This window comes from Streptomyces sp. NPDC048106 (assembly GCF_040706415.1).
Taxonomy (GTDB): Bacteria; Actinomycetota; Actinomycetes; order Streptomycetales; family Streptomycetaceae; genus Streptomyces.
Genome location: NZ_JBEZND010000006.1, coordinates 191,572 through 218,493, shown reverse-complemented (window position 1 = coordinate 218,493; position 26,922 = coordinate 191,572). Strand labels below are relative to the sequence as shown.

The following is a 26,922-nucleotide window of genomic DNA, read 5'->3' as shown; positions in this document are numbered from 1 at the left end:
GCCACGGTGCCGGACGCCTTCACGGACGCCCGGCACTGTGCACACCGTGGACAACCGTCAGCCGCTGAGCCGCACCGGCATGATCAGGTACTTGTAGGCCTCGTCGGCCTCCGCGTCCACCGCCGGCTTGCCACTGAGCAGCGCCGGCTTCGTGGACGTGGTGAACGACAACTGCGCCACCGGCGAGTCGATCGCGCTCAGTCCGTCCAGCAGGAACGTCGGGTTGAAGGCGATCGAGATGTCGTCGCCCTCCAGCTGTGCGTCGACGCGCTCCACAGCCTGTGCGTCGTCGCTGGACCCGGCCTCCAGGATCAGCACGCCCTGCTCGAAGCTCAGCCGCACCGGGGTGTTCCGCTCGGCCACCAGCGCCACACGCTTCACGGCCTCCACGAACGGCGCCGTCTCGATCACCGCGATCGAGTTGAACTCCGTCGGGAACAGCGTCCGGTACTTCGGCAGATCGCCTTCGAGCAGTCGCGTGGTCGTACGCCGACCCGCGCCCTCGAAACCGATGAGCCCCTCGCCCGCGCCGGAGCCCGACAGGGCCAGCGTCACGCTGTCCCCGGCCCCGAGCGACTTCGCGGTGTCCAGCAGCGTCTTGGCGGGCACCAGGGCGACCGCGGACGCCTCCGGGTTCTCCGGCTTCCACAGGAACTCGCGCACCGCGAACCGGTAGCGGTCGGTGGACGCCAGCGTCACCGTGTCGCCCTCGATCTCGATGCGCACACCGGTGAGCACGGGCAGCGTGTCGTCGCGTCCCGCGGCGATGGCCACCTGGGAGACGGCTGCGGCGAAGACCTCGCCGGGCACGGTGCCGGTCGCGTTCGGCATCTGCGGCAGCGCCGGGTACTCCTCCACCGGGAGGGTGTGCAGCGTGAACCGGGACGATCCACAGACGACGGTCGCCCGTACACCGTCTGTGGAAATCTCCACCGGCCGGTTGGGCAGCGCACGCGAGATGTCGGCGAGCAGCCGGCCGGAGACCAGGACGGTGCCCTCCTCCTCGACCTCGGCCTCGACGCTCACCCGAGCGGAGACCTCGTAGTCGAAGCTCGACAGGCTCAGCTGGCCGTCCTCGGCCTTCAGCAGCAGGCCGGCGAGCACAGGCGCCGGCGGACGGGCCGGCAGGCTGCGTGCCGCCCAGGCCACTGCCTCCGCCAGTACGTCGCGTTCCACCCGGATCTTCACCGTAAGCCGCCTCCTGCTGTTGCTTCTGAGTCCTCCGACTCGGTGTCACCGCCCACTGTTGAGGGCAGGACACCGGGGACCAGTCTGACGCACCGCACTGACAGTAGGTGCCCGTCGGGGTCAAGTCGGACCGAGCGGCAGTCGGGCTCGAGACAGCGAGTTGTGCACAGCCCCCGCTTCAAAGCGATTGCCGAGCTCTCTCTAGTCGGGAGTAGTAGTAGGGCCTGTGGATACCGTGGATAACCACGTTTGCCCAGCTCAGCACGCGTTTTTTGTCCACCGGGCCTGTGGGTGGAGGCAGTGGACAACCGGGGCTCTCTGTGGAGAACGGAAAGTTCTGCACACCTCGCCCACAGGCTGAGGGCAGTTCTCCCCAGCTGTGTCCCCAGGAATACCCGGGTTTCCCACACCCCAACCCGGCACCTTTGTGTGACGCCTTTCACTCGCCGCGGTGAGAGGGTGCGTCGCGTTGCCGAACAGTGGACAGCCATGTGGAGAAGCGGCGCCACACTGGGGACAACGGCCCCCAGCCTGTGGGTTGCCGGTGGACAACTTCATGCACACCCTGTGGATCTTCTCGTCGTCCACAGCCTGTGGATGCCCGTCATCCACGATTCCACAGCCACTTGAGCTGCGACGACGCTGCCTCCCCAGGCTCCCTGTGGACATACCTTGGGACAACTTCACCATCCCCACCATGTGGAAGAAAGAAAGTCCCCAAATCTGTGGAGAGCGGCCGTAACCCAGCAAGAAATCGAACAGCCGACAGCCACTGGGATCACGGGCGGAGGAGCGATGAGGGCCGAGGAGGAGTGCGGAGGGGGCCTCGGCGGGCGTCGGCGGTGCCCCGCGGCGGCGTGGGTGAGCGAAACCCGGCCCCTGACGGCCCCTCTCGGCGCCGCACACGACGAAGGGCGCCCTCGGGACAAGGTCCCGAAGACGCCCTCGGCAGCCGGCCAGGACCGGCGTCGGCCGCCCGCTACCCGTTCTTGATGCGGTTCGTCAGCTCGGTCACCTGGTTGTAGATCGACCGCCGCTCCGCCATCAGCGCGCGGATCTTCCGGTCGGCGTGCATGACCGTCGTATGGTCCCGCCCGCCGAACTGCGCCCCGATCTTCGGCAGCGACAGATCCGTCAGCTCCCGGCACAGGTACATCGCGATCTGCCGGGCGGTCACCAGTGCGCGCCCCCGCGAGGTCCCGCACAGGTCCTCGACGGTCAGCCCGAAGTAGTCTGCGGTCGCCGCCATGATCGCCGGAGCCGTGATCTCGGGCGCCGAGTCCTCCCCGCCCGGGATCAGGTCCTTGAGGACGATCTCGGTGAGCCCCAGGTCCACCGGCTGCCGGTTGAGCGAGGCGAACGCCGTCACCCGGATCAGCGCGCCCTCCAGCTCACGGATGTTCCGCGAGATCCGGGACGCGATGAACTCCAGCACCTCCGGCGGCGCGTTGAGCTGCTCCTGCACCGCCTTCTTGCGCAGGATCGCGATCCGCGTCTCCAGCTCGGGCGGCTGCACGTCGGTGATCAGGCCCCACTCGAAGCGGTTGCGCAGCCGGTCCTCCAGCGTGACCAGCTGCTTGGGCGGCCGGTCGCTGGAGAGCACGATCTGCTTGTTCGCGTTGTGGAGCGTGTTGAAGGTGTGGAAGAACTCCTCCTGCGTCGACTCCTTGTCCGCGAGGAACTGGATGTCGTCGACGAGCAGGATGTCCATCTCGCGATAACGCTTGCGGAAGCTGTCGCCCTTGCCGTCGCGGATGGAGTTGATGAACTCGTTGGTGAACTCCTCCGAGCTGACGTACCGCACCCGCGTGCCCGGGTAGAGGCTGCGCGCGTAGTGCCCGATGGCGTGCAGCAGATGGGTCTTGCCGAGCCCCGACTCCCCATAGATGAACAGGGGGTTGTACGCCTTCGCCGGCGCCTCCGCGACCGCCACCGCGGCCGCGTGCGCGAACCGGTTGGACGCGCCGATGACGAAGGTGTCGAAGAGGTACTTCGGGTTCAGCCGCGCCGTCGGCTCGCCGGGACCACTCGCGGGCGCGGGCTGCGCGGCCAGCGGACCGGGCGCCCCTGCCGAGGAGCCGTCCGGCCGTCCGGTGCCGCCCCGGTGCGCGGGCCCGCCGCCCCCCGGCTGCTCGGGCGGTTCCCGGCGGACGGGGTCGCGCTGGTCGTACTCGGTACGCGACGTCTCGTAATCCGGGCGGTCGTAGTCGGACCGCTCGTACTCGGAGCGCGGGTTGTCGTAGTCCGGCCGCGACGACTCGTACTCCCCCCGTTCCCCGCGCTGTCCGCGCGGGGAGTCGTACTCGCCGCGCTGCTGCTCGTACGCCGGCCGGTTCATGCCCTGCTGGCGGTAGTCGCGGCCCGGCGGACCGTAGGGGTCCTGGGAACGGGAGGACGGCGAGGCGTACGGGTCGCGCTCGGGGAAGCCGAGCCGCTGCTGCTGCCAGCCGTAGTCGTCCTGGCCGCCGCGCGGCCAGGCGCCGGGCTCCGGGCGCTGGTACTCGGCGGGGTAGGCCGGGCGCGCCGTGGGGAGCTGGTCGTCGTGCGCGGACGGTTCGCCGCCCTGGCGCTGGTCCGCGCGGTGGCGGCCGTAGCCCTCGTACGACGGTCCGGAGGGCAGCTCCGGCTCCTCGTACCGCGAGGGGGCCGGCTGCGGCGCGCTCGGCGCGGCCGGTGCCGGGGGCTCGCCCGCGGAGTCGTCGACGGTGATCGCGATGCGGATGGGGCGACCGCACTCGCGGCTCAGCGTCTCGCTGACGATCGGCGCGAGACGGCCCTCCAGTACGCCCTTCGCGAATTCGTTCGGCACCGCGAGCAGGGCGGTGTCAGCGACCAGCGCGAGCGGCTGACAGCGGCGGATCCAGTGCTCGTCCTTCGCCTCGACACCCTGCCCGCGGCCCTCGCCGAGGAGCTGCTCCAGTACGCGTGGCCACACTGCGGCAAGATCGGCAGGTACGTCAGCCACAGGGCACGCTCTCTCACAGGTCCCGCGAAGGTGTGGTCGCGGGGACGGGTCGGGATGAATCCGGGTGGTCTGCGGGGCAAACCCGCCGGGGCGGGGGACAAAAGAACGAATCGGAGTCCAGCCACGGTAGTCAGCGTGGCCGGTACGGTTCAAGTTGTTGTCCCCAGCCTGTGGACAGTGTCCCTCAGCGACTCTCGGTTTGACCGGATGGCGCAGCCCCGCGTACCGTAACCAGGTCGAGTTGTCGATGGCTGCTGCCGCCTGCCTCCGATGGGCACAGATCGCGTCAGGTGATCGGGAAGCGGTGCACTCGGGCGTGACGCGAGCTACTCGTGGGCGCACGGTGACAGCCAGGACGGCACCCCGCCACTACCGAATCTTTCTGGAGCCCCCGAGTGAGCAAGCGCACCTTCCAGCCGAACAACCGTCGTCGCGCGAAGACCCACGGCTTCCGGCTGCGTATGCGGACCCGTGCCGGCCGCGCGATTCTCGCGTCCCGCCGTAGCAAGGGTCGCGCCCGTCTGTCCGCCTGATCCCGTCAGGTCATGACATCGTGCTGCCTACCGAGAACCGGCTGAGGCGGCGCGAGGACTTCGCGACCGCGGTACGACGGGGTCGTCGGGCAGGCCGTCCGACTCTCGTCGTCCACCTTCGTAGCGGTGCCACGGACCCGCACGCGCCTGGGGAGAGCGCTCCTCCGACGCGTGCGGGTTTCGTCGTCAGCAAGGCCGTGGGTGGCGCGGTCGTGCGCAACAAAGTGAAGCGCCGACTGCGTCATCTGATGCGTGACCGAGTCGCTCTGTTTCCCCCCGGTAGCCTGGTAGTCATACGAGCGCTGCCCGGATCGGGCGACGTCGAGCACGCACAGCTGGCCCAAGACCTGGATGCCGCTCTACGGCGGCTGCTGGGAGGGGGCACGCGATGAAGTACCCGCTACTGGCTCTGATCAAGCTGTACCAGTGGACGATCAGTCCGCTACTGGGGCCGGTGTGCAAGTACTACCCGTCGTGCTCCCATTACGGCTACACGGCCATCGACCGGCATGGTGCGATCAAGGGCACGGCACTCACCGCCTGGCGCATCCTCCGGTGCAATCCGTGGTCGCTGGGCGGTGTGGACCATGTCCCGCCGCGCAAGCGTCCGCGGTGGCACGAATTGCTGCGCGACGCCTGGCGCGCACGCCGGGGCGGGCCCTCCGCCGCCGAACCGGCCACCGGGGAGAAGCCGGAGAAGCATATCTCCGATCTTCCTCCGAGCCCGGCCGCAGAGACCTCGTCCCATGCCCAAGGAGCATGATTAGTGGACACGATTGCCAGCCTGTTCAGTTTCATCACCTGGCCCGTCTCCTGGGTCATCGTCCAGTTCCACACGGTGTATGGGGCGATCTTCGGACCTGACACCGGGTGGGCCTGGGGCCTGTCCATCGTGTCCCTTGTGGTCCTGATCCGCATCTGCCTGATCCCGCTCTTCGTGAAGCAGATCAAGGCGACGCGCGCGATGCAGACGCTCCAGCCGGAGATGAAGAAGATCCAGGAGCGCTACAAGAACGACAAGCAGCGTCAGTCCGAAGAGATGATGAAGCTGTACAAGGAGGCGGGCACCAACCCGCTCTCCTCGTGCCTTCCCATCCTGGCGCAGTCCCCGTTCTTCTTCGCCCTGTACCACGTGCTCAACGGCATCGCGTCGGGCACCAAGATCGGTTACATCAACGCCGACCAGCTCGCCAGCGCCCGCCAGGCGCACATCTTCGGGGCCCCGCTGGCCGCGAAGTTCCTGGACGGCGCCGACACGGTGCAGAAGCTCGGCGCCTCGTTGACCGACGTCCGCGTCGTCACCGCGATCATGATCGTCCTGATGTCGGCGTCGCAGTTCTACACGCAGCGCCAGCTGATGACGAAGAACGTCGACACCACGGTGAAGACGCCGTTCATGCAGCAGCAGAAGATGCTGATGTACGTCTTCCCGATCATGTTCGCCTTCTTCGGCATCCGCTTTCCGGTCGGTGTCCTCGTCTACTGGCTGACCACCAACGTGTGGACCATGGGCCAGCAGATGTACGTCATCCGCAACAACCCGACCCCGGGTTCCAAGGCCCAGGCCGCTTACCTGGAGCGCCTGACCAAGCACGTCACGCACCACGGCAAGGTCGGCCGCCGCAGCGAGAAGGCGATCATCAAGGCGATCGTCGCCAAGGGCCGCGAGCGCAACGAGTTCGAGCGCAAATTCATCAACGCCCTGAACAAGGCCGGCTTCGCCGCCCAGGCGGACGGCACCGTGGCGAAGAGCGTGGCGACCGAGACCGAGGCGCAGACCGAGGACGGCGTGACCACCACTGCCGGTACCGCCCAGCGGCGCCAGCAGCCCAAGCGTCAGACCAAGGCCCAGCGCCAGTCCGGCGGGACCAAGCAGGCGGGCGACTCCCCCTCCCTGGAGAAGTCCGACTCCGCGGAGGAGCCCGACGCACCGGAGGAGCCCGACGCACCGGAGAAGTCCGACGCACCGGAGAAGTCCGACGCACCGGAGAAGTCCGACGCACCGGAGAAGTCCGGCCAGCCGCGGGGCGGCAAGTCCGCCGCCCAGCAGTCCTCGAAGCCCGGCGCGGGCGCCCGCAGCAAGGCCCAGAGCGGCCAGCGCAAGGGCGGCCAGCAGCGACCCAAGTCCCCGTCCAAGAAGTAAGAAGGAGCCCAGCCCGTGACGGAAGGCACCACCACCTCCGCCGCTGCCGAGGGTGCAGACACCCTCTCCCGCCTGGAGCAGGAGGGTGAGATCGCGGCGGACTACCTGGAGGGTCTGCTGGACATCGCCGACCTCGACGGCGACATCGACATGGATGTCGAGGCCGACCGGGCCTCCGTGTCGATCATCAGCGACAGTGGCAGCAGCGATCTCCAGAAGCTGGTCGGCCGGGACGGCGAGGTGCTGGAGGCGCTGCAGGAGCTGACGCGTCTGGCCGTCCACCGGGAGACCGGTGACCGCAGCCGGCTGATGCTGGACATCGCCGGGTACCGGGCCCAGAAGCGGGCCGAGCTGTCCGAGCTGGGCGCCAAGGCCGCCGCCGACGTCAAGAGCTCCGGTGAGCCCGTGAAGCTGCGGCCCATGACCCCCTTCGAGCGCAAGGTCGTGCACGACGCGGTCAAGGCCGCCGGGCTGCGCAGCGAGTCCGAGGGCGAGGAACCCCAGCGGTTCGTCGTCGTGCTGCCCGCCTGATCGGCCCCCTTGTTACACCGGCCCCGTCTGTTGAGCAGGCGGGGCCGAACTTTGTCAGCCTGGTAGTTCTGGTGGCCGGTGCGCGAAGCACCGGCGCTGTACGGAAGGACGGTCCCCGTGACGGAGGCAGCGGAGCTTCCCCCCGCGCCCGAGCAGGCGCGCGAAGTGTTCGGTGATCGCTTCGCCGATGCGGTGCGCTACGCGGAGCTGCTCGCGGAGGCGGGTGTGCAGCGTGGCCTGATCGGCCCACGGGAAGTGCCCCGCCTGTGGGAGCGGCATCTGCTGAACTGCGCGGTGCTCTCCGAGGCCGTCCCCGAGGGCGTGACGGTCTGCGATGTGGGCTCCGGCGCGGGGCTGCCCGGCATCCCGCTGGCGCTGGTCCGCGAGGATCTCAACATCACCTTGCTGGAGCCCCTGCTCCGGCGCACCAACTTCCTCACCGAGGTCGTCGAGCTGCTCGGCCTGAACCATGTCACCGTCGTGCGGGGACGTGCCGAGGAGGTCCTGGGCAAGCTGCCGCCGGTCCATGTGGTGACAGCCCGCGCCGTGGCCCCGCTGGACCGCCTGGCCACCTGGGGGATCCCGCTGCTGCGTCCGTACGGCGAGATGCTGGCCCTCAAGGGCGACACCGCCGAGGAGGAGCTGAAGGCCTCGGCCGCCGCGCTGAGCAAGCTCGGTGCGGTGGAGACCTCGATCCTCCATGTGGGCGAGGGAATCGTGGACCCGCTGTCGACGGTGGTCCGGGTCGAGGTCGGCGAGAGCCCCGGCGGTGTGCGCTTCGCCGCCAAGCGAGCGAAGGCCGCGCGCACGGGACGGGCCCGCCGGCGCCGCTGAGCTTCGGCTGGGCGTACTCCACACAAGCTGCCCGCCTTCGCGCGACGGAGTGTCGCAAAGGTCCGGTCGCCGGCGCTGTGCATCGTGTTTCACGTGAAACGTCGCTCACTGTTGCACGGCATCATCAGTCGCGGCCGCGCGGCCGAACCCCGTGACCGGAAGCCCCTCGGTTCGCTCGGAGGGGCCTCCGGCCCCACGGTCAGGCCGGCTCCGCCTCCCGCAGGGGGCACGGAGTTGTCCACAGAGGTGGATTTCTCCACAGAAGACCCGGCCTCACTGGTTCACGACCCCGAAGGCATGGGAGGCTCTGTTCATTGCGAGCCTGAAGTCGAGGAGAGTGAATCCTTGCGGTCCGACGCCAACATCGCGGGACCGATGACCGATCCGGTCCCCGGTCCCCGAACCGAGTCGATGGGAGCGGATGTTTCACGTGAAACACCGCCCCCGATGGACGACACCCCCATCGGTCGTGCGGCCCAACTGGCGGTGGAGGCGCTCGGCCGTGCGGGCGAAGGCCTGCCGCGGCCGGAGCAGACCCGCGTCATGGTGGTCGCCAACCAGAAGGGTGGCGTGGGCAAGACGACGACGACCGTCAACCTTGCCGCATCGCTGGCTCTGCACGGTGCCCGTGTGCTGGTGATCGACCTGGACCCGCAGGGCAACGCATCCACGGCCCTCGGGATCGACCATCACGCCGAAGTTCCGTCGATCTACGACGTGTTGGTGGAGAGCAAGCCCCTCGCCGAGGTCGTCCAGCCCGTACCGGACGTCGAAGGACTCTTCTGTGCCCCGGCCACCATCGATCTCGCCGGTGCGGAGATCGAGCTGGTGTCCCTGGTGGCGCGCGAAAGCCGCCTGGACCGCGCGATCCAGGCGTATGAGCAGCCCTTGGACTACATCCTCATCGACTGCCCGCCCTCGCTCGGCCTGTTGACCGTCAATGCGCTGGTCGCGGGCCAGGAGGTCCTCATCCCGATCCAGTGCGAGTACTACGCGCTGGAGGGCCTGGGCCAGCTGCTGCGCAACGTCGATCTGGTGCGGGGGCACCTCAACCCCGCCCTGCATGTATCGACCATCCTGCTCACCATGTACGACGGCCGGACGCGTCTCGCCTCCCAGGTCGCGGAAGAGGTGCGCAGCCACTTCGGCGACGAGGTGCTGCGGACGAGCATTCCCCGCTCGGTCCGCATCTCCGAGGCGCCGAGCTACGGGCAGACGGTGCTGACTTACGATCCTGGATCGAGCGGTGCCCTCTCCTATCTTGAGGCGGCCCGAGAAATCGCGCTGAGGGGCGTTGGCATCAGCTATGACGCGAGCCAGGCCCATGTCGGCGCCCAGAGCGACCCGAGCATGGTGGAGGGGATCCAATGAGTGAGCGACGGAGGGGGTTGGGCCGAGGTCTGGGTGCGCTGATCCCTGCCGCCCCGGTCGAGAAGAACCCGGTCCCGGCCGCGTTGGGGGGCGGCGGCTCCGCCTCTCCCACGGGCGTACCGGTACTGACGGCGGACCGCGGGGTGGCCGCGGCGAAGGTGGCCACGCTGCCGCCCGCCTCCCAGGAAGCCGAGGAGCGGTCGGCCGGTCCGGTCGCGGAGACACCCGCGTCTCCGATGGGCGCCCACTTCGCCGAGATCCCCCTCGACGCGATCACGCCGAACCCGCGTCAGCCGCGCGAGATCTTCGACGAGGACGCGCTGCACGAGCTGATCACCTCCATCCGGGAGGTCGGTCTGCTCCAGCCGGTCGTCGTACGGCAGCTGGGCCCCGGCCGCTATGAACTGATCATGGGCGAGCGCCGCTGGCGGGCTTGCCGTGAGGCCGGCCTGGAGGCCATCCCGGCGATCGTCCGGGCCACGGAGGACGAGAAGCTCCTCCTGGACGCACTGCTGGAGAACCTGCACCGCGCGCAGCTGAACCCGCTGGAAGAGGCCGCGGCCTACGACCAGTTGCTGAAGGACTTCAACTGCACGCACGACCAGCTGGCCGACCGGATCGGGCGCTCCCGCCCCCAGGTCTCCAATACCCTGCGGCTGCTGAAGCTTTCGCCGACGGTTCAGAAGAGGGTTGCCGCCGGGGTGCTCTCCGCCGGGCACGCCCGGGCGCTGCTGTCCGTGGCGGACTCGGAGGAGCAGGACCGGCTGGCTCATCGCATCGTGGCCGAGGGGCTGTCGGTGCGGGCCGTCGAGGAGATCGTGACCCTCATGGGCTCCCGGCCCCAAGCGCCGCAGCGCTCCAAGGGACCGCGCGCCGGCTCACGGCTCTCCCCGGCGCTGAACGAGCTGGCGACCCGGCTGTCGGACCGCTTCGAGACCCGGGTGAAGGTCGACCTCGGGCAGAAGAAGGGCAAGATCACCGTCGAGTTCGCCTCCATGGATGACCTCCAGCGGATCCTGGGCACTCTCGCTCCGGGCGAGGGCCGGGTTCTTCCGCAGGATCTTCAGGAGGGCGGCGAAGAGGACCAGGACGACTGATTCCTGGATGCTTCGATCCCTCTGGGATCGCGCGAGGAGCGGGCGTGTCCGGTGTGTACCGGAAAACGCCCGCTCTTTGCTTTGCGGCGGTATCGAGTGAATCGCATCGTGGATACGATGCCAGTGCTCAAGGAGTGCAGTGCTCGGACGGCTGCTCGCGCTGCGGCGGCCGGTGAGGGAAGCGAGGAACAGCCTTCATGGGGCGTCGGCTTGTGCCGCTCACGCTGGACAACCTTCAGGACCTACCCCACCGCTGTCGCTCGTGTGTCTTCTGGGAGCTGGACCCCGTCAGCGGCGATGCAGCGGTCAGGGGCGGCACGGCCGCCGTGGAGAAGGAGTCCTGGATCTCCGCCGTCCTGCTCGACTGGGGCTCGTGCGGCCGCGTGGTCTACGTCGATGACGCACCGGTGGGCTATGTGCTCTACGCCCCTCCCGCCTATGTCCCGCGCTCTGCCGCCTTCCCCACGAGCCCGGTGTCACCGGACGCCGTCCAGCTGATCACGGCCTTCATCAAGCCCGGATATCAGGGACAGGGGCTCGGCCGGGTACTGGTGCAGACGGTGGCCAAGGATCTGCTGCGCCGGGGCTTCAGGGCCATAGAAGCCTTCGGGGACGCCCGCTGGAAGGAGCCCGCCTGTCTGCTGCCGGCCGACCATCTCCTGGCCGTGGGCTTCAAGACGGTACGGCAGCACCCCGCGCATCCCCGGCTGCGGCTGGAGCTGCGCTCCACGCTCTCCTGGAAGGAAGACGTCGAGATGGCGATCGACCGGCTTCTGGGCGCGGTCCAGAAGGAACCGGCGCTCCGCCCGCTGTAGTCGGCCGCCTCAGGCGCTGTAGCCGGCGTGTCGGTGGGCGGACATGAGTAAAGGGGCCGACCCGTGGAGGTCGGCCCCTTCATGTTTCACGTGAAACATTACTCAGCGATGAAGTCCTCGAGGTCGCGGACGATCGCGGCCTTGGGCTTGGCGCCGACGATGGTCTTGGCAACCTCACCGCCCTGGTAGACGTTCAGGGTCGGGATGGACATGACGCCGTACTTGGCGGCCGTGGCCGGGTTCTCGTCGATGTTCAGCTTGACGATCTCGATCTTGTCGCCGTGCTCGGCGGCGATCGCCTCCAGGGAGGGGGCGATCTGGCGGCACGGACCGCACCAGGCGGCCCAGAAGTCCACCAGGACGGGCTTGTCGTTCTTGAGGACGTCCTCGTCGAAGGAGGCGTCAGTCACGTTCTTCAGGGCGGCCACGCTGGGCTCCTTACCTTGATCGTGGGGTGGGCGGTGGAGAGGAAGCTGAGAGGGAGCGTCAGAGCGCGGCGGTCTTCTCGGGCTCGGCCTGGTCCTCGTCCGCGAGGGCGGCGAGGAAGCGCTCGGCGTCCAGGGCGGCGGAGCAGCCCGTGCCGGCCGCGGTGATCGCCTGCCGGTAGGTGTGGTCGACCACGTCACCGGCGGCGAAGACACCGGTCACGTTGGTGCGGGTGGACGGGGCGGCGACCTTCAGGTAGCCCTCCTCGTCGAGGTCCAGCTGGCCCTTGAACAGCTCGGTGCGCGGGTCGTGGCCGATCGCGATGAACAGACCCGTCACGGGCAGCTCGGACAGCTCACCGGTCTTGAGGTTGCGCAGCTTCAGGCCAGAGAGCTTCTGCTCGCCCTGGATCTCGGCGACCTCGCTGTCCCACACGAACTTGATCTTCGGGTCGCCGAAGGCGCGTTCCTGCATCGCCTTGGAGGCGCGCAGCGTGTCCCGGCGGTGGACGATCGTCACCGACTTGGCGAAGCGCGAGAGGAAGGTGGCCTCCTCCATGGCGGTGTCGCCGCCGCCGATCACGGCGATGTCCTGGTCCTTGAAGAAGAACCCGTCACAGGTGGCGCACCAGGAGACGCCCCGACCGGACAGCGCGTCCTCGTTCGGGAGGCCGAGCTTGCGGTGCTGGGAGCCGGTGGTGACGATGACGGCCTTCGCCTTGTGGACGGTGCCCGCAGTGTCGGTGACGGTCTTGATCTCCCCGGTGAGGTCGACCGAGACGATGTCGTCCGGGATCAGCTCAGCACCGAAGCGTTCGGCCTGCGCCCGCATGTTGTCCATGAGGTCGGGGCCCATGATGCCGTCACGGAAGCCCGGGAAGTTCTCCACCTCGGTGGTGTTCATCAGCGCGCCACCGGCGGTGACGGCGCCCTCGAACACCAGGGGCTTCAGCGACGCACGGGCGGTGTACAGCGCCGACGTATAGCCTGCGGGCCCGGAGCCGATGATGATCACGTTACGGACGTCGCTCACGGCTTGATTCCTCGTCTCTGGTCTGCATCAGTCGACCGGTGGAAGTCCCTTTCGGGGCTCTCACCCCACCCAACGGATCCTACGGGGCGCGCATTCCCGCTGTGTCCGGGCACACGCGTGCTGAGACGACTGGCCGAGAAACCGGATTCAGGGACGAGCGACGGGCTGCTTCAGCAGAACCTTGCCGGCGGAGACGGACTGCTGCCCCACACAGGCGGCGTCGACCACAAAGGCCGTGACGCGTGTGCTGTCCTGAGGGTCGGAAAGGACCACGAGGTAGGCGCTCTTCCCGTCGTAGGTGCCCGGCTTCGCGGCCAGGGCCCGCTCGCCCGTGGGGATCGCCAGCCGGACGCACTCCGGGACCGCGACCTGGGGCTGGAGAAGCGTGTTCGCGCTTTCGGTCGACTGGGGCGTGTTCTGCTCGGACCCTCCGCCGGACCGTTGCTGCTGGCTGTCCCCTCGCTGGGGGCTCTTCTTCGGGGTCAGCAGCTTCCGCACCTGGTCCTGGACACTGCTGCCGGAGAACGCACCGGCGGACGCGCTCGGCGTGTCATGGGCGGTCATGGACGATGTGCCGCCGCTGAGCGACTGGAGTACCAGCGCGCCGGCGCCCAGGATCGCGGCGGTCAGCACGCCGCTGAGCACGACGGCCCTGCGGCGGCCACGCCCGTCCTTCTTCCGGCCCGGCCCGGTCGCGGCTTGCGGGCGGCCGGCGGGACGATCGGTGGGTCGATCGGTGGGTCGATCGGCCGAAGTGGCGGTTCCGTCTCCAGTGGGAGTCGATGTTTCACGTGAAACATGACCCGTGGAGTCCTCACCGGAGCCGGAGCCGGAGCCGGAGGAGGTGAGCAGCGCCTCGGCGGCCAGGGCGGCGTCGATGCGCTGGGCCACGTCGACCGGCATGGGTTCCGGTGCCTGGGCGGAGCCCAGCAGCCCGCGGATCTCCTCCAGCGAGGCGTAGACGTCCGCGCACAGCTCGCAGGCGCCCAGATGGCGTCGCACGTCCATACCGCGGTCGGGCGGGAGAAGGCCCTCGGCGAGGTCGGAGATCTCGGTGACGTCCGGGTGCCCGGCCGTGTCCGTCGTCGATGTCACGCTCGCCCACCTCCGCCCTTCACTACGGCTGAATCGGTCGGTCCCGTGTCCTGGAGGCTAGTGCCGGAAGCCCCCGCTGCGGATGGGACGGATGTCCCTTGCACCCGGTTCCGGCCGGGACTGCTCTCTTCTCCGCCGCGGTTCTCTTCCGGGGCGTGTCCTTCTTCCGCGTCGTCGCGGCCGGGACGGAGATGGGTGAGCAGCGGCAGCAGCCGGGCTCTGCCGCGGGCGCACCGGCTCTTCACCGTGCCGGTCGGCACATCGAGGATCCGGGCCGCCTCGGCGACCGGGTAGCCCTGCATGTCCACGAGGACCAGCGCGGCCCGCTGCTCCGGTGCCAGGGTGCCCAGCGCCTCGACGAGCTGGCGGTGCAGATCATTGCGCTCGGCCGGTGCGGAGGCGGATTCGTGCGGCTCCAGCAGCTGCTCCAGCCGCTGGGTGTCGTCCACCGGGGCGGTCTTGCGCGAGGCGGCCTTGCGGGCACGGTCCAGGCAGGCGTTCACCGTGATCCGATGCAGCCAGGTCGTCACCGCGGACTGGCCCCGGAAGGTGTGCGCGGCCCGGTAGGCCGACACCAGGGCGTCCTGCACCGCGTCGGCGGCCTCCTCGCGGTCGCCCAGTGTGCGCAGCGCGACTGCCCAGAGGCGGTCCCGGTGCCGCCGAACGATCTCTCCGAAGGCGTCGGGGTCGCCCTGCACATGGCGGGCAAGCAACTCCTGGTCGCTCACACCGTCGTATCCGGCGCCCTCCGCCATCTGCCCCCTCCGGTTCGGGTGAGACGTCAGCCCGTGAACTGGACTTCGCCGATGGCCTGCTTGAAACCGGCGCCGGCGTACAGCTCGGAGTCGTAGCCGGACTTCGGTACGGCCGTCAGCCAGACGAGAACGTATCGGGTCTTCAGCTGCTTGGTGACCTTCACGGTAGCGGTGGTACCGGTCGTGGTCACACTGCCGATCCGGGTCATCGACCCCAGCGACGCCGGGGTCAGCGAGTCCGCCGCGTACAGCTCGACCGTGGTGTGGTCGCCGCCGTAGCGCAGGCTGAGGGTGGCGCTGCCGGGTTGGGTGGCCGAGCCGAGGTCGTAGACGATGCCGACGCCCGGCTTGAACGGCGCGATGACCGGACCCGCGTTGAAGGTCTTGGTCTTCCAGTAGGTCGACGCGTTGCCGTCGTAGGTCTTGGCGACGTCGCCGGGGTGCTGGGCGTCGCCCTCGGCGACGAACTCCTGGCTGCCCTGGATCTTTATCGGCGTCGTCTTCGGCTGCTTGGCGGTCTTGTCGCCGTCGTCCGCGGTCTGGCTCTTGTTGGTGTTGTCCGACTTGCCGCCCTGGTCCATCAGAGCGTCCGCCAACTGCCAGCTGCCCAGGCCGAGGGCGGCGATGAGGAGGGCGGAGACCGCCCACTTCAGGGCCTTGCCGGTGCGGCTCTGCAGCGGAGGCGGCGGGGGAGCGATCGGCTGGGCGACACCGGGGTGCGGCGCCGGGCGGCCGTAGGTGCCTTGCTGGTAGGTCGTGCGCTGGTATTCCGGCGGTGCCGTGAACGCCGGCTCCGGCGGGCGGATGCGCGGCATCTCACCGATCGCCTTCACGAGCTCCTCCGGCGTGGTGCACGGCGCCTCGTGCCGGGACGCGGTGGCCCCGTCGTTGGCGAGCGCCCGCATGGCCAGCTCGGACAGGCCCCGGTGGATTCCGGCCCGCACCTGGTCCGGTGCGATGAGGCCGACGTCCTTGGGCAGGCCCGACAGGCCGTAGGCGTCGTCCTCGTAGGGCCAGCGCTGGGTCAGCGCCGCGTACAGGAGGGCGCCGATCGCCTCGGTGTCGGTGCGCTGCGGGGTGTCGGAGCTGATGCCGCGCAGCGCGGCGTTCACCGCGAGGCCGCGGATGCGCCACTGGCCGGTCGAGGTGCGCAGCACGGCGTTGGGGTTCAGCCGCAGATGAGCGAGGCCCTCGCGGTGTGCGGCGGCCATGGCGGAGGCCACCTGACTGACCATCTGGTAGGCGTCGTGCGGCTCCAGCGGACCGGCCGGGAGCAGCGTGGTCAGCTCGGTGGCGTCGGGCAGCCATTCGTGGACGACGTAGACGAGGTCGTTCTCCTCGACGGCGTCGAGGACCTGGACGAAGCGCGGGTCGCCGAGCAGCGCGGAGGACCGGGCGGCGGCGAGGACCGAACGGGCCCGTGGATGGTCGGCCGGCAGTATATGGACGCCGACGGCGCGGCGGAGTTTCTCGTCGACGGCACGCCAGCTGCTGAATCCGTCCAGACGGGTGACGCACTCCTCCAGCCGGTAGCGTCTGGCGAGCTTGTGACCGCTGTGCAGTTCGGGCGGCGAGGCATGCTTGCGGGGACTCTCCGCGTCGTTCCCCTGCACCTCGTCGCCGTCCGTGTCCCGCTCCGGGTTCTTGGCCACCCCGTCGGCCGTGGACTGGTCCGCCTTCGCGGTCAGCGGCTGCTCGCCGCTGTTGTCTGCCACGTCGACGGCAGCCGTGCTCCGTTCCGCCACCGTCGTCCCTGCCTCCCCATCCGTTGCACGCTGTCCGACGCCGAAACCAATTGTGCCCACAGTCCGCCGCTATGCACGACACACGGCAGCGGACGATGGTTGTGCGCCTACCCCCGCCTCAGCGGCCCAGACGCCCCCGCACCATTCCCACGAGCGAGTTCAGTTCGTCGATCCGCATTCGGCGGGCGGCGACGAAGAAGACACCGAACAGTACGGCGCCACCGACGATCAGCGCCGCGAAGGAGCCGACGACGCCCTGGCCGAGGGTGTGCCCGATGCCGTAGCAGGCCGCGCCGCTGAGCAGGGCCGCCGGCACCGAGGCGATGCACAGCCGCGCGTACGTCCGCAGCACCCGTGCGCCGTCCAGGTCGCCGCCCAGCCGCTTGCGCAGCCGTCGCCAGGCGACGATCACGCCGATCGCGTAGGCGACACCGTACGCGGCCGCCATGCCGGCGACCGCCCAGCGGGCCGGCAGCAGGAAGAAGCACAGGGCCGAGGCGCCCGCGTTGACCGCGGCGACGATGACGGTGTTGTAGAAGGGGGTGCGGGTGTCCTCGTAGGCGTAGAAGGCGCGCAGGACGACGTACTGCACCGAGAACGGGATCAGACCGAGGCCGAAGGCCATCAGCATGTAGCCCATGTTGGTGGCCGCGCTGGTGCCCGAGCTGCCGAAGATCAGGGTGCACATCGGGATGCCCAGCGCCAGGAAGCCGAAGGCGACGGGGACGATGGCGACCGCGGTGGTCCTGAGGCCCTGTGAGATGTCGTCGCGTACGGCGCCGCCGTCGCCCTCGGAGGCCGAGCGGGAGATGCGCGGCAGCAGGGCGGCCATCAGGGAGACCGTGATGATGGCCTGCGGCAGGCCCCAGATGAGCTGGGCGTTGGCGTAGGCGGCGAAGCCGGTGCCCGTGACGCCGGAGTCCTTGCCGGCCGCGGTGGACAGCTGGGTGACGATCATGGCGCCGGCCTGGTTGGCGAGGACGAACAGGACCGTCCACTTGGCGAGGGCCGCGGCCTTGCCCAGACCGTGGCCGCGCCAGTCGAACCGCAGCCGGATCCGGAACCCGGTCTCGCGCAGATAGGGGATCATCGCCAGCGCCTGCACGACCAGGCCGAGCAGCACACCGATGCCCAGCAGCCGCTGGCCCTGCGGCGGGATGTTCCTGACCGTCATGTGGGAGTGGGCGGCGGTGCCGTAGACCCAGATGAACATGCCCAGCGTCACGATGATGACGATGTTGTTCAGGACCGGCGTCCACATCATCGCGCCGAACTTGCCGCGCGCGTTGAGCACCTGACCCATCACCACATGGATGCCCATGAAGAAGATCGAGGGCAGGAAGTAGCGGGTGAAGGTGACCGCGACATCGTTGGCCGCCGGGCTGCTGGCGACCGGGTTGGACAGCATGCGCACCAGCAGGGGCGCCGCGAGCATCGCGAGGCCGGTGAGTACGGCAAGCGCCACCATGACGAGGGTCAGCAGCCGGTTGGCGAAGGCCTCGCCGCCGTCCTCGTCCTCCTTCATCGAACGGACCAGCTGCGGCACGAAGACCGAGTTGAGGCCGCCGCCGACGGTGAGGATGTAGATCATGGTCGGCAACTGGTAGGCGACCTGGAAGGAGTCGCCGAGGAAGCCGAGGCCGAGCGCGGAGACGATCAGCGCGGAGCGGACGAAGCCGGTGAGCCGGGAGACCAGGGTGCCGGCCGCCATGACGGCGCTGGACTTCATCAGCCCGCCGACCTTGCCGCCCTTCTTCGCGGGCGCGGCGGGCGCGGAGGGCGCCGCGGAGGCCGTGGGCGCCATGGCTGCCGCGGCCCCGGCCGGGACGGCGGAACCCGGGGCCCCGGCCGGTGCCGGCACCGGGGTCTGCATCGGGTTCTGGGCGGAGGCGTAGGGCGCGGCGGGCGCGGACGGGTATCCCTGCCCGGCGTAAGGGTTCTGCTGCTGCGGGTGCTGGCCATAGGCCGACGGGTACTGGCCGCCGGGCCCCGCTCCCATGCCCGGCGCGGCGGCCGGTCCCGGGACGCCCGGGGGATCCATCGGCGTATGCCCGCCGCTGTGCTGCTGGTCCTTGAAGAGATGCGCGAAGGCGTCCGGCTCGTGGTACTCCTCGCCGGAGTTCGAGACCAGGTCGTCCACGCCCACGAACTGGGTCGTGCGGGGGTCGTCGCCGTAGGGCAGGTAGGGCGCCGCGCCGTCCGGCTCGGGCGCCGGGGTCTGCGCCCACACTCGCGGGTCGGGCGCGTACGGCGACTGGGCGGGCTGCGCGTACAGCGGCTGCTCGAAGGGGCCCGGGGGCGGCGGGGGGTGCGCGGCACGGTCGTAGAGCGCCTCGGCGACCGGGTCCTGGGCGGTCAGGTCGTGTGCCCGGTAGGGATCCTGGGCGTAGGCGTCCTGGAAGTACATGTCCGCCGCTTGCTGCGGCGGCACCTGGCCGGGCTCGGGCGGTGTCTCGGGGTAGCCCGAGCCGGCCGCGCCCTGGCCGCGGTCACCGTCGTACGGCGCGTTCATGCCTTACCCCACCTCATCGTCCCGGGCCCACCGGCCACGACATCGCTCAACGGTCCACTCTCTCACCCGTCCCGGACGGGTCGGCGCTTTCCGGAGCGGTGTCCGGCGCAGGGTCACTCGGCTGCTCCGGGTCGTCTGCCCCGGCGGCGGAGTCGGTCTCCCCGGGGAGACGGTCCCCGGGTGCGTCGGGGTTCCCCGGCTCGTCGGAGTGCTCCCCCGCCGTGCCCGCGCCACCGTCCCCGGCCTGGCGGGCGGCCGCGCGCTTGCGCTGGGTGTACATCCGGAAGCCGGCGAGGACGAGGAGCAGCACGCCGCCGCCGATGACCAGCATCACCGTGGGCGTGACCTCGGTGACCTTCACATCGAAGCTGACGGGGGCGCCGTACTCCTGGCCGTCCTCGGTGTACAGCTGGGCGATCACCGTGGCCCGGCCGTTGGCGTTGGCCGACGTGGTGAACTTCACGGACTGTGCGTGGCCGCCGGCGATGTCGACGGGCTGCTCGGAGTAGGCCCTGCCGCCGATCTTCAGTCGGGTCGGCTGGGTGGAGGTGAGGCGCAGCACCAGTTGGCCGACCGGCTGGACGAGGTTGTTCTGGACGGTCACCGGGATGGTCGCGCTGCGTCCGGACAGCTTGGTCTCGGACTTGTCGATCAGCCTGACCTGGCCGGTCAGATCGTCCAGCCACGCCTTGACGCCGCTGCGGAAGCTGTCCCCGGCCTGGCTCCGGCCCCGCCACGACGTGGACATCCCGCGGTTTATGGCCCGCCCGAACGGGGTGACCACGCGGGACTGGTCGGAGAGGATCACCTGGAAGTCGTCGAGCTTGTCCTGGGTCCGGGCGATCTGCTGGAACGCCGAGGCCGGCAGCTCCCGCCGGCGCAGGGACGAGGGGTAGGCGGAGGTCGACGGGATGCGCGTGGTGGCGCTCGGGTCGGGCTTGGCCTTGGCTGCCGCCGTCAGGTCCTGCGCCTGGGACCAGGTGCCGCCCTGGAGCGCCCGCACCGCCGTGGCCATCGCCTTCGCCTGGTCCGCCGTGGGCATGCGCTGCGGGGCGACCACGATGCTGCGCTGCTGGTCCGTCTGCTCGTTGATCTCAAGGCTCTGGGCGAGGAACTCCTGCACGGCGAGCGTGGCCGAGTCCGCCTTCGTCAGATCGCCCTGGAAGGCCGTGGACAGCTTGGCGTCGGCGACGACCGCGGTGGTGCCGCCGCCGACCGGGCGGGCGGCGGAGGGCGTGTACGGCAGCCCGGCGGTCTCCTGGAGGCTGTCGCTGCGGGCGATCACCCGGTCCGCGCCGGCGGACGTCGCGACCCGCATGATCGAGGGGTCCACGGCGCCGTTCACGGGCCACGCGTAGTCGGTGCTGGGGGTGACGTGGAGCACGGTCTTCACCGTGGTGGCGGCGACGTCGGTGGCGTCCTTGAGATGGCTGAGGGAGCCGGTGACGCTGGTGCCGCGGTGCGCGAGGGAGGCCAGGTCGGGGTCGGCGAAGGGCAGCGCGACGACCTCCTTGCCCACGACCGCCTTCTGGAGGTTCGCCAGCCACTGCTTGGCCAGCGCCTGGTGCTCCTTGGGGCCGGGCACGGTGGTGTCGCCGTCTCCCTGGAGCCGGTAGTTGCCCGATGCCATGGCGTCCACGGAGGCCAGCAGGTCCGGGTCGATCACCCAGGTGACGTCCAGGTCCTTGCCCAGGCCGACCATCTGGTCGAGCCGGCCGCCCGGCGCGAGCTCCTTGGCCAGGTCGTCGTCGAGGAACACGGGCGTCTGCAGCTCTCCGGCGCCCGTCTTGGCCGTCATGTGGACGGTGGACAGCAGCGGCCACATGACCGTCGTCCTGGTCCTGGTGTCGGCGTCGGACGGCTGCCACGGCAGGAACGTCCGCTGGACGCCGAGCACCTGCTCCCAGGGCTGGGCTGAGGTCTGCCCGGACAGGGCGACCCCGAACTCGTAGACGCCGTTCGCGCCGAGGTCGAGCTTGTCCACCGGCACGGAGATGCTGAAGTGCTGGGCGATGCCCGGCGCCAGCTTGGAGAACTTCTGCTCGTACTTGCCGCCGACCTCGGGGCCGGTGACGCCCTGGAGCTCGTCGGGGTGCCGGGCGACGTCGTTGATCCCCGAGCGGGTGTTCAGTATCGGGCCGACCCGCAGGCCCACATGGGCGCCGGTGACGGCCTGCTTGCCGTTGTTGGTCACCGTGCCGGAGACGGTCAGGGTGTCGCCGTCCGTGGGGGTGTTGGGGCTCAGCGAATCCAGGGAGACGGAGACCGGGTCCCCGGACGCCGCCGCGGCGGGCGTGGCGGCGGGCAGCTGGCACAGTCCGGCCAGCAGGGGCGCCCCGGCGAGCAGCGCTCCGGTGCGCCGCAGCCATCGGCGCGCAGGTGAGGCACTGGTCCCCTGGAAGTCAGCCGCCTCGGCCACGCGCTCGCCCGTCCCTCGTCGTCTCAGTGGTCGTCGGAATGTGCGTCCCCGCATGGTAACGATGTGCGCCGAGCGGAAGTGCCGCGGTGTAGGTCACAAGATCGCTGGACGGCGACGACCCGTCCTCTATATCCAGTATCGAGGGGAGAGTGGCCGTACGCCGCAAGAGCTGTGCTTGCGCGGGTATGCCGGAAGCGGTCGGTACCCGCTCCGGCCGGGGCCTCCCGACCCTTGTGAGGGCGCCCCGGAGCGGCGGGACACGTACCCTCTTCTGTTGTGCCGAACCCCAACGAAGACACTCCCTCCGCCCTGAGCCAGGCGCAGCAGCGCGCGGTCACCGAGCTGCTGCGGGTGGCGCCGGTCGCCGACGATCTCGCCCGCCGATTCCAGGAGGCGGGGTTCTCCCTCGCCCTGGTCGGCGGGTCGGTGCGTGACGCACTGCTCGGCCGGCTCGGCAATGATCTGGACTTCACCACCGATGCCCGCCCCGAGGACGTGCTGAAGATCGTCCGCCCCTGGGCCGACGCCGTCTGGGAGGTGGGGATCGCCTTCGGCACGGTCGGCGTGCACAAGGGCGCCCGGGTCGAAGACACCGACATGACCTTCCAGATCGAGATCACGACCTACCGGTCGGAGGCGTACGACCGCACCTCGCGCAAGCCCGAGGTGTCCTACGGCGACTCCATCGAGGAGGACCTCGTGCGCCGGGACTTCACGGTCAACGCGATGGCCGTGGCCCTGCCGGAGAAGGAGTTCATCGACCCGCACGGCGGCCTCGTGGACCTCGCGGCACGCGTGCTGCGGACCCCGGGCACACCGGAGGACTCCTTCTCGGACGATCCGCTGCGGATGATGCGGGCCGCCCGTTTCGCCGCCCAGCTCGACTTCGAGGTCGCCCCCGAGGTCGTCGCCGCGATGACGGACATGGCCGGGCGCATCGAGATCGTCTCGGCGGAGCGGGTCCGGGACGAGCTGAACAAGCTGATCCTCTCCGACCATCCGCGCAAGGGGCTGAGCCTGCTCGTGGACACCGGGCTCGCCGCCCAGGTGCTGCCCGAGCTGCCGGCGCTGCGCCTGGAGAGCGACGAGCACCACCGGCACAAGGACGTCTACGAGCACACTCTGATCGTCCTGGAGCAGGCGATCGCGCTGGAGGAGAACGGACCCGACCTCGCGCTGCGGCTGGCCGCGCTGCTGCATGACATCGGGAAGCCGCGCACGCGCCGCTTCGAGAAGGACGGCCGGGTCTCCTTCCACCACCACGAGGTGGTCGGCGCCAAGATGACCAAGAAGCGCATGACCGCCCTGAAGTACTCCAACGAGCTGGTGAAGGACGTCTCGCGGCTCGTGGAACTCCATCTGCGCTTCCATGGCTATGGCACCGGGGAATGGACGGACTCGGCGGTCCGCCGCTACGTCCGTGACGCGGGCCCGCTGCTGGATCGTCTGCACAAGCTGACCCGCTCCGACTGCACCACCCGCAACAAGCGGAAGGCGGCGGCGCTGTCCCGGGCCTACGACGGCCTGGAGGAGCGCATCGCTCAGCTTCAGGAGCAGGAGGAACTCGACTCCATCCGCCCGGACCTCGACGGCAACCAGATCATGGAGATCCTGGGTGTCGACCCCGGCCCGGTGATCGGCAAGGCGTACAAGTACCTGCTGGAGCTGCGGCTGGAGAACGGCCCGATGGAGCACGACGACGCGGTGGCCGCGCTCAAGGAGTGGTGGGCCGGACAGGGCTGAGGGGCTCGGCCCGGCCGTTGTTTCACGTGAAACATCCGCCGGGGCGGTCACGCCGGGGTCGATGTTTCACGTGAAACATCGACCCTTTTCTCGTCTTCCCGCTCCTCGCAGCAGTCGATCGAAGTACGCCAGCGAGGCGGCGACAGCCGCGTAGATCACGGCGACCAGGGCGATCAGCAGCGGCGATCTGCCGTCCGGCGGGAGCATCAGGGCCGCCACACCGGCCGCGCCGACGAAGGCCACATTGAAGAGGACGTCGTAGACGGAGAAGATCCGTCCGCGGAAGCCGTCGTCGACGCAGGACTGGACGATGGTGTCGGTGGCGATCTTGGCGCCCTGGGTGATCAGCCCCAGCACGAAGGACGCGATGAGCAGGGGTGCGGTGGCGAACGGCAGGCCGAGCGCGGGCACCAGCAGCGCGGCCGCGGCCGAGCACACCACGATCCAGCGGATCGGCCCCAGCTGTCCTGCCGCCCAGGGGGTCACCGCGGCCGCCGTGAAGAACCCGGCACCGGAGAGGGCCAGTGCCAGACCGAGTAGCCGCAGCCCTTCCTCGGGGCCGGACGCGAGGGTGTAACGGCACAGCATGAGAAGCAGGACGAGGAGCGCGCCGTAGCAGAAGCGCATCAGCGTCATCGAGGCCAGCGCCCAGGCTGCCTCCCTGCGCCGAGGAGCGGCGAGATGCCGTATGGCCGCGAGTAGATCGCGTGCCGTGTCGGCGAGCGCGGTCAGCAGGTGCGACTGAAGCTGCTGCCGGTCGGGGCCCAGGAGAGCGGGCGCCATGCTCAGCGAGACCAGGCCCGCGCACAGGTAGAGGAAGGCGCCCAGCAGCACCACCGCGGCGTCGGAACCCGAGGACAGCAGCCGTACCCCGAAAGCGAGTCCGCCCCCGGCGGTCGCGGCGAGTGTGCCGGCCGTTGGGGACAGTGAGTTGGCGATCACCAGGCGCTCGGTGTCCACCACGCGCGGCAGGGCCGCGGACAGCCCGGCGAGGATGAAGCGGTTGACGGCCGTGACACACAGCGCGGAGACGTAGAAGAGCCAGGCCGGGACATCGCCCGCCATCAGCACGGCGGTACCGACGGCCAGCAGGGCGCGCAGCAGATTGCCGTAGACGAACACCTGACGGCGCCGCCAGCGGTCCAGCAGGACGCCCGCGAAGGGGCCGACGAGCGAGTAGGGGAGCAGCAGCACCGCCATCGCCGAGGCGATCGCGGCCGCCGAGGCCTGTTTCTCGGGGGAGAAGACGACGTAGGCGGCGAGCGCGACCTGGAAGACACCGTCGGCGCCCTGGGACAGCAGACGGACGTAGAGCAGGCGCCGGAAGTACCGCAGGCGCAACAGGACGCGCAGGTCACGGACGACGGGCATGAGGGACAGCCTCACATATGCGGAAGGTCCCCGGGCCGGGACCCGGGGACCTTCACAGCCCTGGCAGGAGCGATTTTGTACGAGCCGTTCCCCTGGCGCGTCGTGCTCCGAGGAGCCGACGCGCCACGCCGTCAGGCGATGCCGAGCGCCGACACGCCGCGCCCTGTCGAGCCAGCTGGCCGCGCCCTGTCGAGTTAGCGCTCGACGTCGCCGCGGATGAACTTCTCGACGTTCTCGCGGGCCTCGTCGTCGAAGTACTGGACCGGCGGGGACTTCATGAAGTACGAGGACGCGGAGAGGATCGGGCCGCCGATGCCGCGGTCCTTGGCGATCTTCGCGGCGCGCAGGGCGTCGATGATGACACCGGCGGAGTTCGGGGAGTCCCAGACCTCGAGCTTGTACTCCAGGTTCAGCGGGACGTCACCGAAGGCACGGCCCTCAAGGCGGACGTAGGCCCACTTGCGGTCGTCCAGCCAGGCCACGTAGTCGGACGGGCCGATGTGGACGTTCTTCTCGCCGAGGTCCCGGTCGGGGATCTGGGAGGTGACGGCCTGCGTCTTGGAGATCTTCTTGGACTCCAGGCGCTCGCGCTCGAGCATGTTCTTGAAGTCCATGTTGCCGCCGACGTTGAGCTGCATCGTGCGGTCCAGGATGACACCGCGGTCCTCGAACAGCTTCGCCATGACGCGGTGCGTGATGGTGGCGCCGACCTGGGACTTGATGTCGTCACCGACGATCGGCACACCGGCCTCGGTGAACTTGTCCGCCCACTCCTTGGTACCGGCGATGAAGACCGGAAGGGCGTTGACGAAGGCGACCTTGGCGTCGATGGCGCACTGGGCGTAGAACTTCGCCGCGTCCTCGGAACCGACCGGCAGGTAGCAGACCAGGACGTCGACCTGCTTGTCCTTCAGGATCTGGACGATGTCGACCGGCTCGGCCTCGGACTCCTCGATGGTCTGGCGGTAGTACTTGCCCAGGCCGTCGAGGGTGTGGCCGCGCTGCACGGTGATGCCGCTGTTCGGCACGTCGCAGATCTTGATGGTGTTGTTCTCGGAGGCGCCGATCGCGTCCGCGAGGTCGAGGCCGACCTTCTTGGCGTCCACGTCGAACGCGGCCACGAACTCGATGTCGCGCACGTGGTACTCACCGAACTGCACGTGCATCAGGCCGGGCACCTTGGACGACGCGTCGGCGTCCTTGTAGTACTCGACTCCCTGCACCAGCGACGCGGCGCAGTTGCCCACGCCGACGATGGCTACGCGAACCGAACCCATTCCGGTTGCTCCCTGTGTGTACGAGTGAGGCCCTGACTGGGACTCACGTGGCGGTGTCGCCGGGCGTATCCGTCCGGGAAGTGCTCCCCGGACGGGGCAGGCCGCCCGTCGATCCAGTGGTGGTGTCCTCTTGAGCGGGCCCCCCGGAAGCGGAACCCCTCAGGTCCCGTCCGGCTCGCTCGCTCTCGATGAGCTCGTTCAGCCAGCGCACTTCGCGCTCCACGGACTCCATCCCGTGGCGCTGGAGCTCGAGTGTGTAGTCGTCCAGGCGCTCCCGCGTCCGACCCAGGGAGGCGCGCATCTTCTCCAGGCGCTCCTCCAGGCGGCTGCGCCGGCCCTCCAGCACGCGCATGCGCACATCGCGCGAGGTCTGCCCGAAGAAGGCGAACCGTGCGGCGAAGTGCTCGTCCTCGTACGCGTCGGGACCGGTCTGCGAGAGCAGTTCCTCGAAGTGCTCCTTACCTTCCGCCGTCAACCGGTAGACGATCTTGGCGCGGCGTCCGGCGAGCGGAGCGGCGAGGGCGTCCTCGTGGGTGTTGCCCGGTTCCTCGGTCAACCAGCCGTTCATGACCAGCGTCTTGAGGCAGGGATACAGGGTTCCGTAGCTGAACGCGCGGAACACACCCAGGGACGTGTTGAGTCGTTTACGCAGCTCGTAACCGTGCATAGGGGACTCGCGCAGCAGGCCGAGTACGGCGAACTCGAGGATGCCGGATCGCCGGCTCATCGTCGCCTCCTCTCGGCCCGCGGCCCCACCGCAGGTCTCCCAGTGCCTTCTCAACGTCTTTATCTCGCGCTGATGTATCGACTCGATACATCACGACGATAGAACGGTGTCTCGCGTGCGACAAGGGGGACGGTGGTGAACGGGATCACATAACCGATTCGTAGGAGGCAACTTGCCTGATTTGCGGTGAACTTCGGGGCTCGGCGGGTTTTGGCGGTGCGTAGTCTGTGCGGCATGCAGACCACCGGGAACCATGCGCCGCCTGGGGAGCGTCGTCGTCCCCGGTGCAGTACGGGTGAATGCGCGACCGACCACATCCGTACGTCGGGGGGACCGGAAACCA

22 protein-coding genes are annotated in these 26,922 nt (G+C 69.5%); 10 read left to right on the top strand and 12 right to left on the bottom strand.

Going from position 1 to position 26,922, the window contains the following annotated elements; translation table 11 throughout:
- Positions 1-57: 57 nt before the first annotated feature.
- Entirely contained in the window at positions 58-1,188 is a 1,131-nt protein-coding gene (gene dnaN / locus AB0927_RS08775) for a DNA polymerase III subunit beta (RefSeq protein ID WP_366666805.1), read from the bottom strand.
- A gap of 979 nt (positions 1,189-2,167) precedes the next feature.
- Entirely contained in the window at positions 2,168-4,153 is a 1,986-nt protein-coding gene (gene dnaA / locus AB0927_RS08770) for a chromosomal replication initiator protein DnaA (RefSeq protein ID WP_366666804.1), read from the bottom strand.
- A 395-nt stretch (positions 4,154-4,548) separates the two neighbouring features.
- Between dnaA and rpmH the strand changes: the two genes are divergently transcribed.
- From rpmH to AB0927_RS08725, 9 genes are all read left to right on the top strand, one after another.
- Positions 4,549-4,686 (top strand): 50S ribosomal protein L34, encoded by a 138-nt coding sequence (rpmH, locus tag AB0927_RS08765; protein ID WP_003956500.1) that lies wholly within the window; start codon positions 4,549-4,551, stop codon positions 4,684-4,686.
- A gap of 20 nt (positions 4,687-4,706) precedes the next feature.
- Positions 4,707-5,078, top strand: coding sequence for a ribonuclease P protein component (gene rnpA / locus AB0927_RS08760; RefSeq protein ID WP_366666803.1), 372 nt, complete (start codon positions 4,707-4,709; stop codon positions 5,076-5,078).
- On the top strand, positions 5,075-5,449 hold the full coding sequence (yidD, locus tag AB0927_RS08755) for a membrane protein insertion efficiency factor YidD (RefSeq protein ID WP_366666802.1): 375 nt from the start codon (positions 5,075-5,077) through the stop codon (positions 5,447-5,449). Before rnpA ends, yidD begins: the two co-directional genes overlap by 4 nt.
- A gap of 3 nt (positions 5,450-5,452) precedes the next feature.
- Positions 5,453-6,829 carry a membrane protein insertase YidC gene (gene yidC / locus AB0927_RS08750; RefSeq protein ID WP_366666800.1) on the top strand — a complete coding sequence of 459 codons (1,377 nt, stop codon included), beginning with the start codon at positions 5,453-5,455 and terminating at the stop codon, positions 6,827-6,829.
- Positions 6,830-6,844: 15 nt separating this feature from the next.
- Positions 6,845-7,360, top strand: coding sequence for a R3H domain-containing nucleic acid-binding protein (locus AB0927_RS08745; protein ID WP_366666799.1), 516 nt, complete (start codon positions 6,845-6,847; stop codon positions 7,358-7,360).
- A gap of 117 nt (positions 7,361-7,477) precedes the next feature.
- Positions 7,478-8,194 carry a 16S rRNA (guanine(527)-N(7))-methyltransferase RsmG gene (gene rsmG / locus AB0927_RS08740; protein ID WP_366666798.1) on the top strand — a complete coding sequence of 239 codons (717 nt, stop codon included), beginning with the start codon at positions 7,478-7,480 and terminating at the stop codon, positions 8,192-8,194.
- A gap of 297 nt (positions 8,195-8,491) precedes the next feature.
- Positions 8,492-9,565 carry a ParA family protein gene (locus tag AB0927_RS08735; protein WP_366666895.1) on the top strand — a complete coding sequence of 358 codons (1,074 nt, stop codon included), beginning with the start codon at positions 8,492-8,494 and terminating at the stop codon, positions 9,563-9,565.
- Entirely contained in the window at positions 9,562-10,662 is a 1,101-nt protein-coding gene (locus tag AB0927_RS08730) for a ParB/RepB/Spo0J family partition protein (RefSeq protein WP_366666797.1), read from the top strand. The genes AB0927_RS08735 and AB0927_RS08730 overlap by 4 nt, the downstream gene beginning before the upstream one ends.
- Before the next feature lie 197 nt (positions 10,663-10,859).
- Positions 10,860-11,477, top strand: a complete 618-nt coding sequence (locus AB0927_RS08725; protein WP_366666796.1) for a GNAT family N-acetyltransferase — start codon at positions 10,860-10,862, stop codon at positions 11,475-11,477.
- A gap of 98 nt (positions 11,478-11,575) precedes the next feature.
- On the opposite strand, the gene trxA is transcribed toward AB0927_RS08725, so the two are convergent.
- The 7 genes from trxA to AB0927_RS08690 all read right to left on the bottom strand — a co-directional run bounded on the left by trxA (position 11,576) and on the right by AB0927_RS08690 (position 21,461).
- A complete protein-coding gene (trxA, locus tag AB0927_RS08720) occupies positions 11,576-11,905 on the bottom strand; it encodes a thioredoxin (protein WP_037650402.1) in 330 nt (109 codons plus the stop codon).
- A 58-nt stretch (positions 11,906-11,963) separates the two neighbouring features.
- On the bottom strand, positions 11,964-12,935 hold the full coding sequence (gene trxB / locus AB0927_RS08715; protein ID WP_366666795.1) for a thioredoxin-disulfide reductase: 972 nt from the start codon (positions 12,933-12,935) through the stop codon (positions 11,964-11,966).
- A gap of 147 nt (positions 12,936-13,082) precedes the next feature.
- Positions 13,083-14,030, bottom strand: a complete 948-nt coding sequence (locus AB0927_RS08710; RefSeq protein WP_366666794.1) for a hypothetical protein — start codon at positions 14,028-14,030, stop codon at positions 13,083-13,085.
- Positions 14,027-14,785 carry an RNA polymerase sigma factor SigM gene (gene sigM / locus AB0927_RS08705; RefSeq protein WP_366666793.1) on the bottom strand — a complete coding sequence of 253 codons (759 nt, stop codon included), beginning with the start codon at positions 14,783-14,785 and terminating at the stop codon, positions 14,027-14,029. The genes AB0927_RS08710 and sigM overlap by 4 nt, the downstream gene beginning before the upstream one ends.
- 26 nt (positions 14,786-14,811) lie before the next feature.
- Entirely contained in the window at positions 14,812-16,530 is a 1,719-nt protein-coding gene (locus tag AB0927_RS08700; RefSeq protein ID WP_366666791.1) for a protein kinase family protein, read from the bottom strand.
- A 118-nt stretch (positions 16,531-16,648) separates the two neighbouring features.
- Positions 16,649-19,042: a murein biosynthesis integral membrane protein MurJ gene (murJ, locus tag AB0927_RS08695; protein ID WP_366666790.1), complete on the bottom strand. Its 2,394-nt coding sequence runs from the start codon at positions 19,040-19,042 to the stop codon at positions 16,649-16,651.
- Between the two features lie 46 nt (positions 19,043-19,088).
- On the bottom strand, positions 19,089-21,461 hold the full coding sequence (locus tag AB0927_RS08690) for a DUF6049 family protein (RefSeq protein ID WP_366666789.1): 2,373 nt from the start codon (positions 21,459-21,461) through the stop codon (positions 19,089-19,091).
- Positions 21,462-21,737: 276 nt separating this feature from the next.
- On the opposite strand from AB0927_RS08690, the gene AB0927_RS08685 reads away from it, so the two are divergent.
- A complete protein-coding gene (locus AB0927_RS08685; RefSeq protein WP_366666788.1) occupies positions 21,738-23,204 on the top strand; it encodes a CCA tRNA nucleotidyltransferase in 1,467 nt (488 codons plus the stop codon).
- A gap of 66 nt (positions 23,205-23,270) precedes the next feature.
- Here the strand turns inward: AB0927_RS08685 and AB0927_RS08680 are convergent, their stop codons facing one another.
- The 3 genes from AB0927_RS08680 to AB0927_RS08670 form a co-directional block, all read right to left on the bottom strand.
- A complete protein-coding gene (locus AB0927_RS08680; RefSeq protein ID WP_366666787.1) occupies positions 23,271-24,575 on the bottom strand; it encodes an MFS transporter in 1,305 nt (434 codons plus the stop codon).
- A 194-nt stretch (positions 24,576-24,769) separates the two neighbouring features.
- Positions 24,770-25,852: an inositol-3-phosphate synthase gene (locus AB0927_RS08675; protein ID WP_366666786.1), complete on the bottom strand. Its 1,083-nt coding sequence runs from the start codon at positions 25,850-25,852 to the stop codon at positions 24,770-24,772.
- A 43-nt stretch (positions 25,853-25,895) separates the two neighbouring features.
- Positions 25,896-26,579, bottom strand: a complete 684-nt coding sequence (locus tag AB0927_RS08670; protein WP_366666785.1) for a helix-turn-helix transcriptional regulator — start codon at positions 26,577-26,579, stop codon at positions 25,896-25,898.
- Positions 26,580-26,922: the final 343 nt, after the last annotated feature.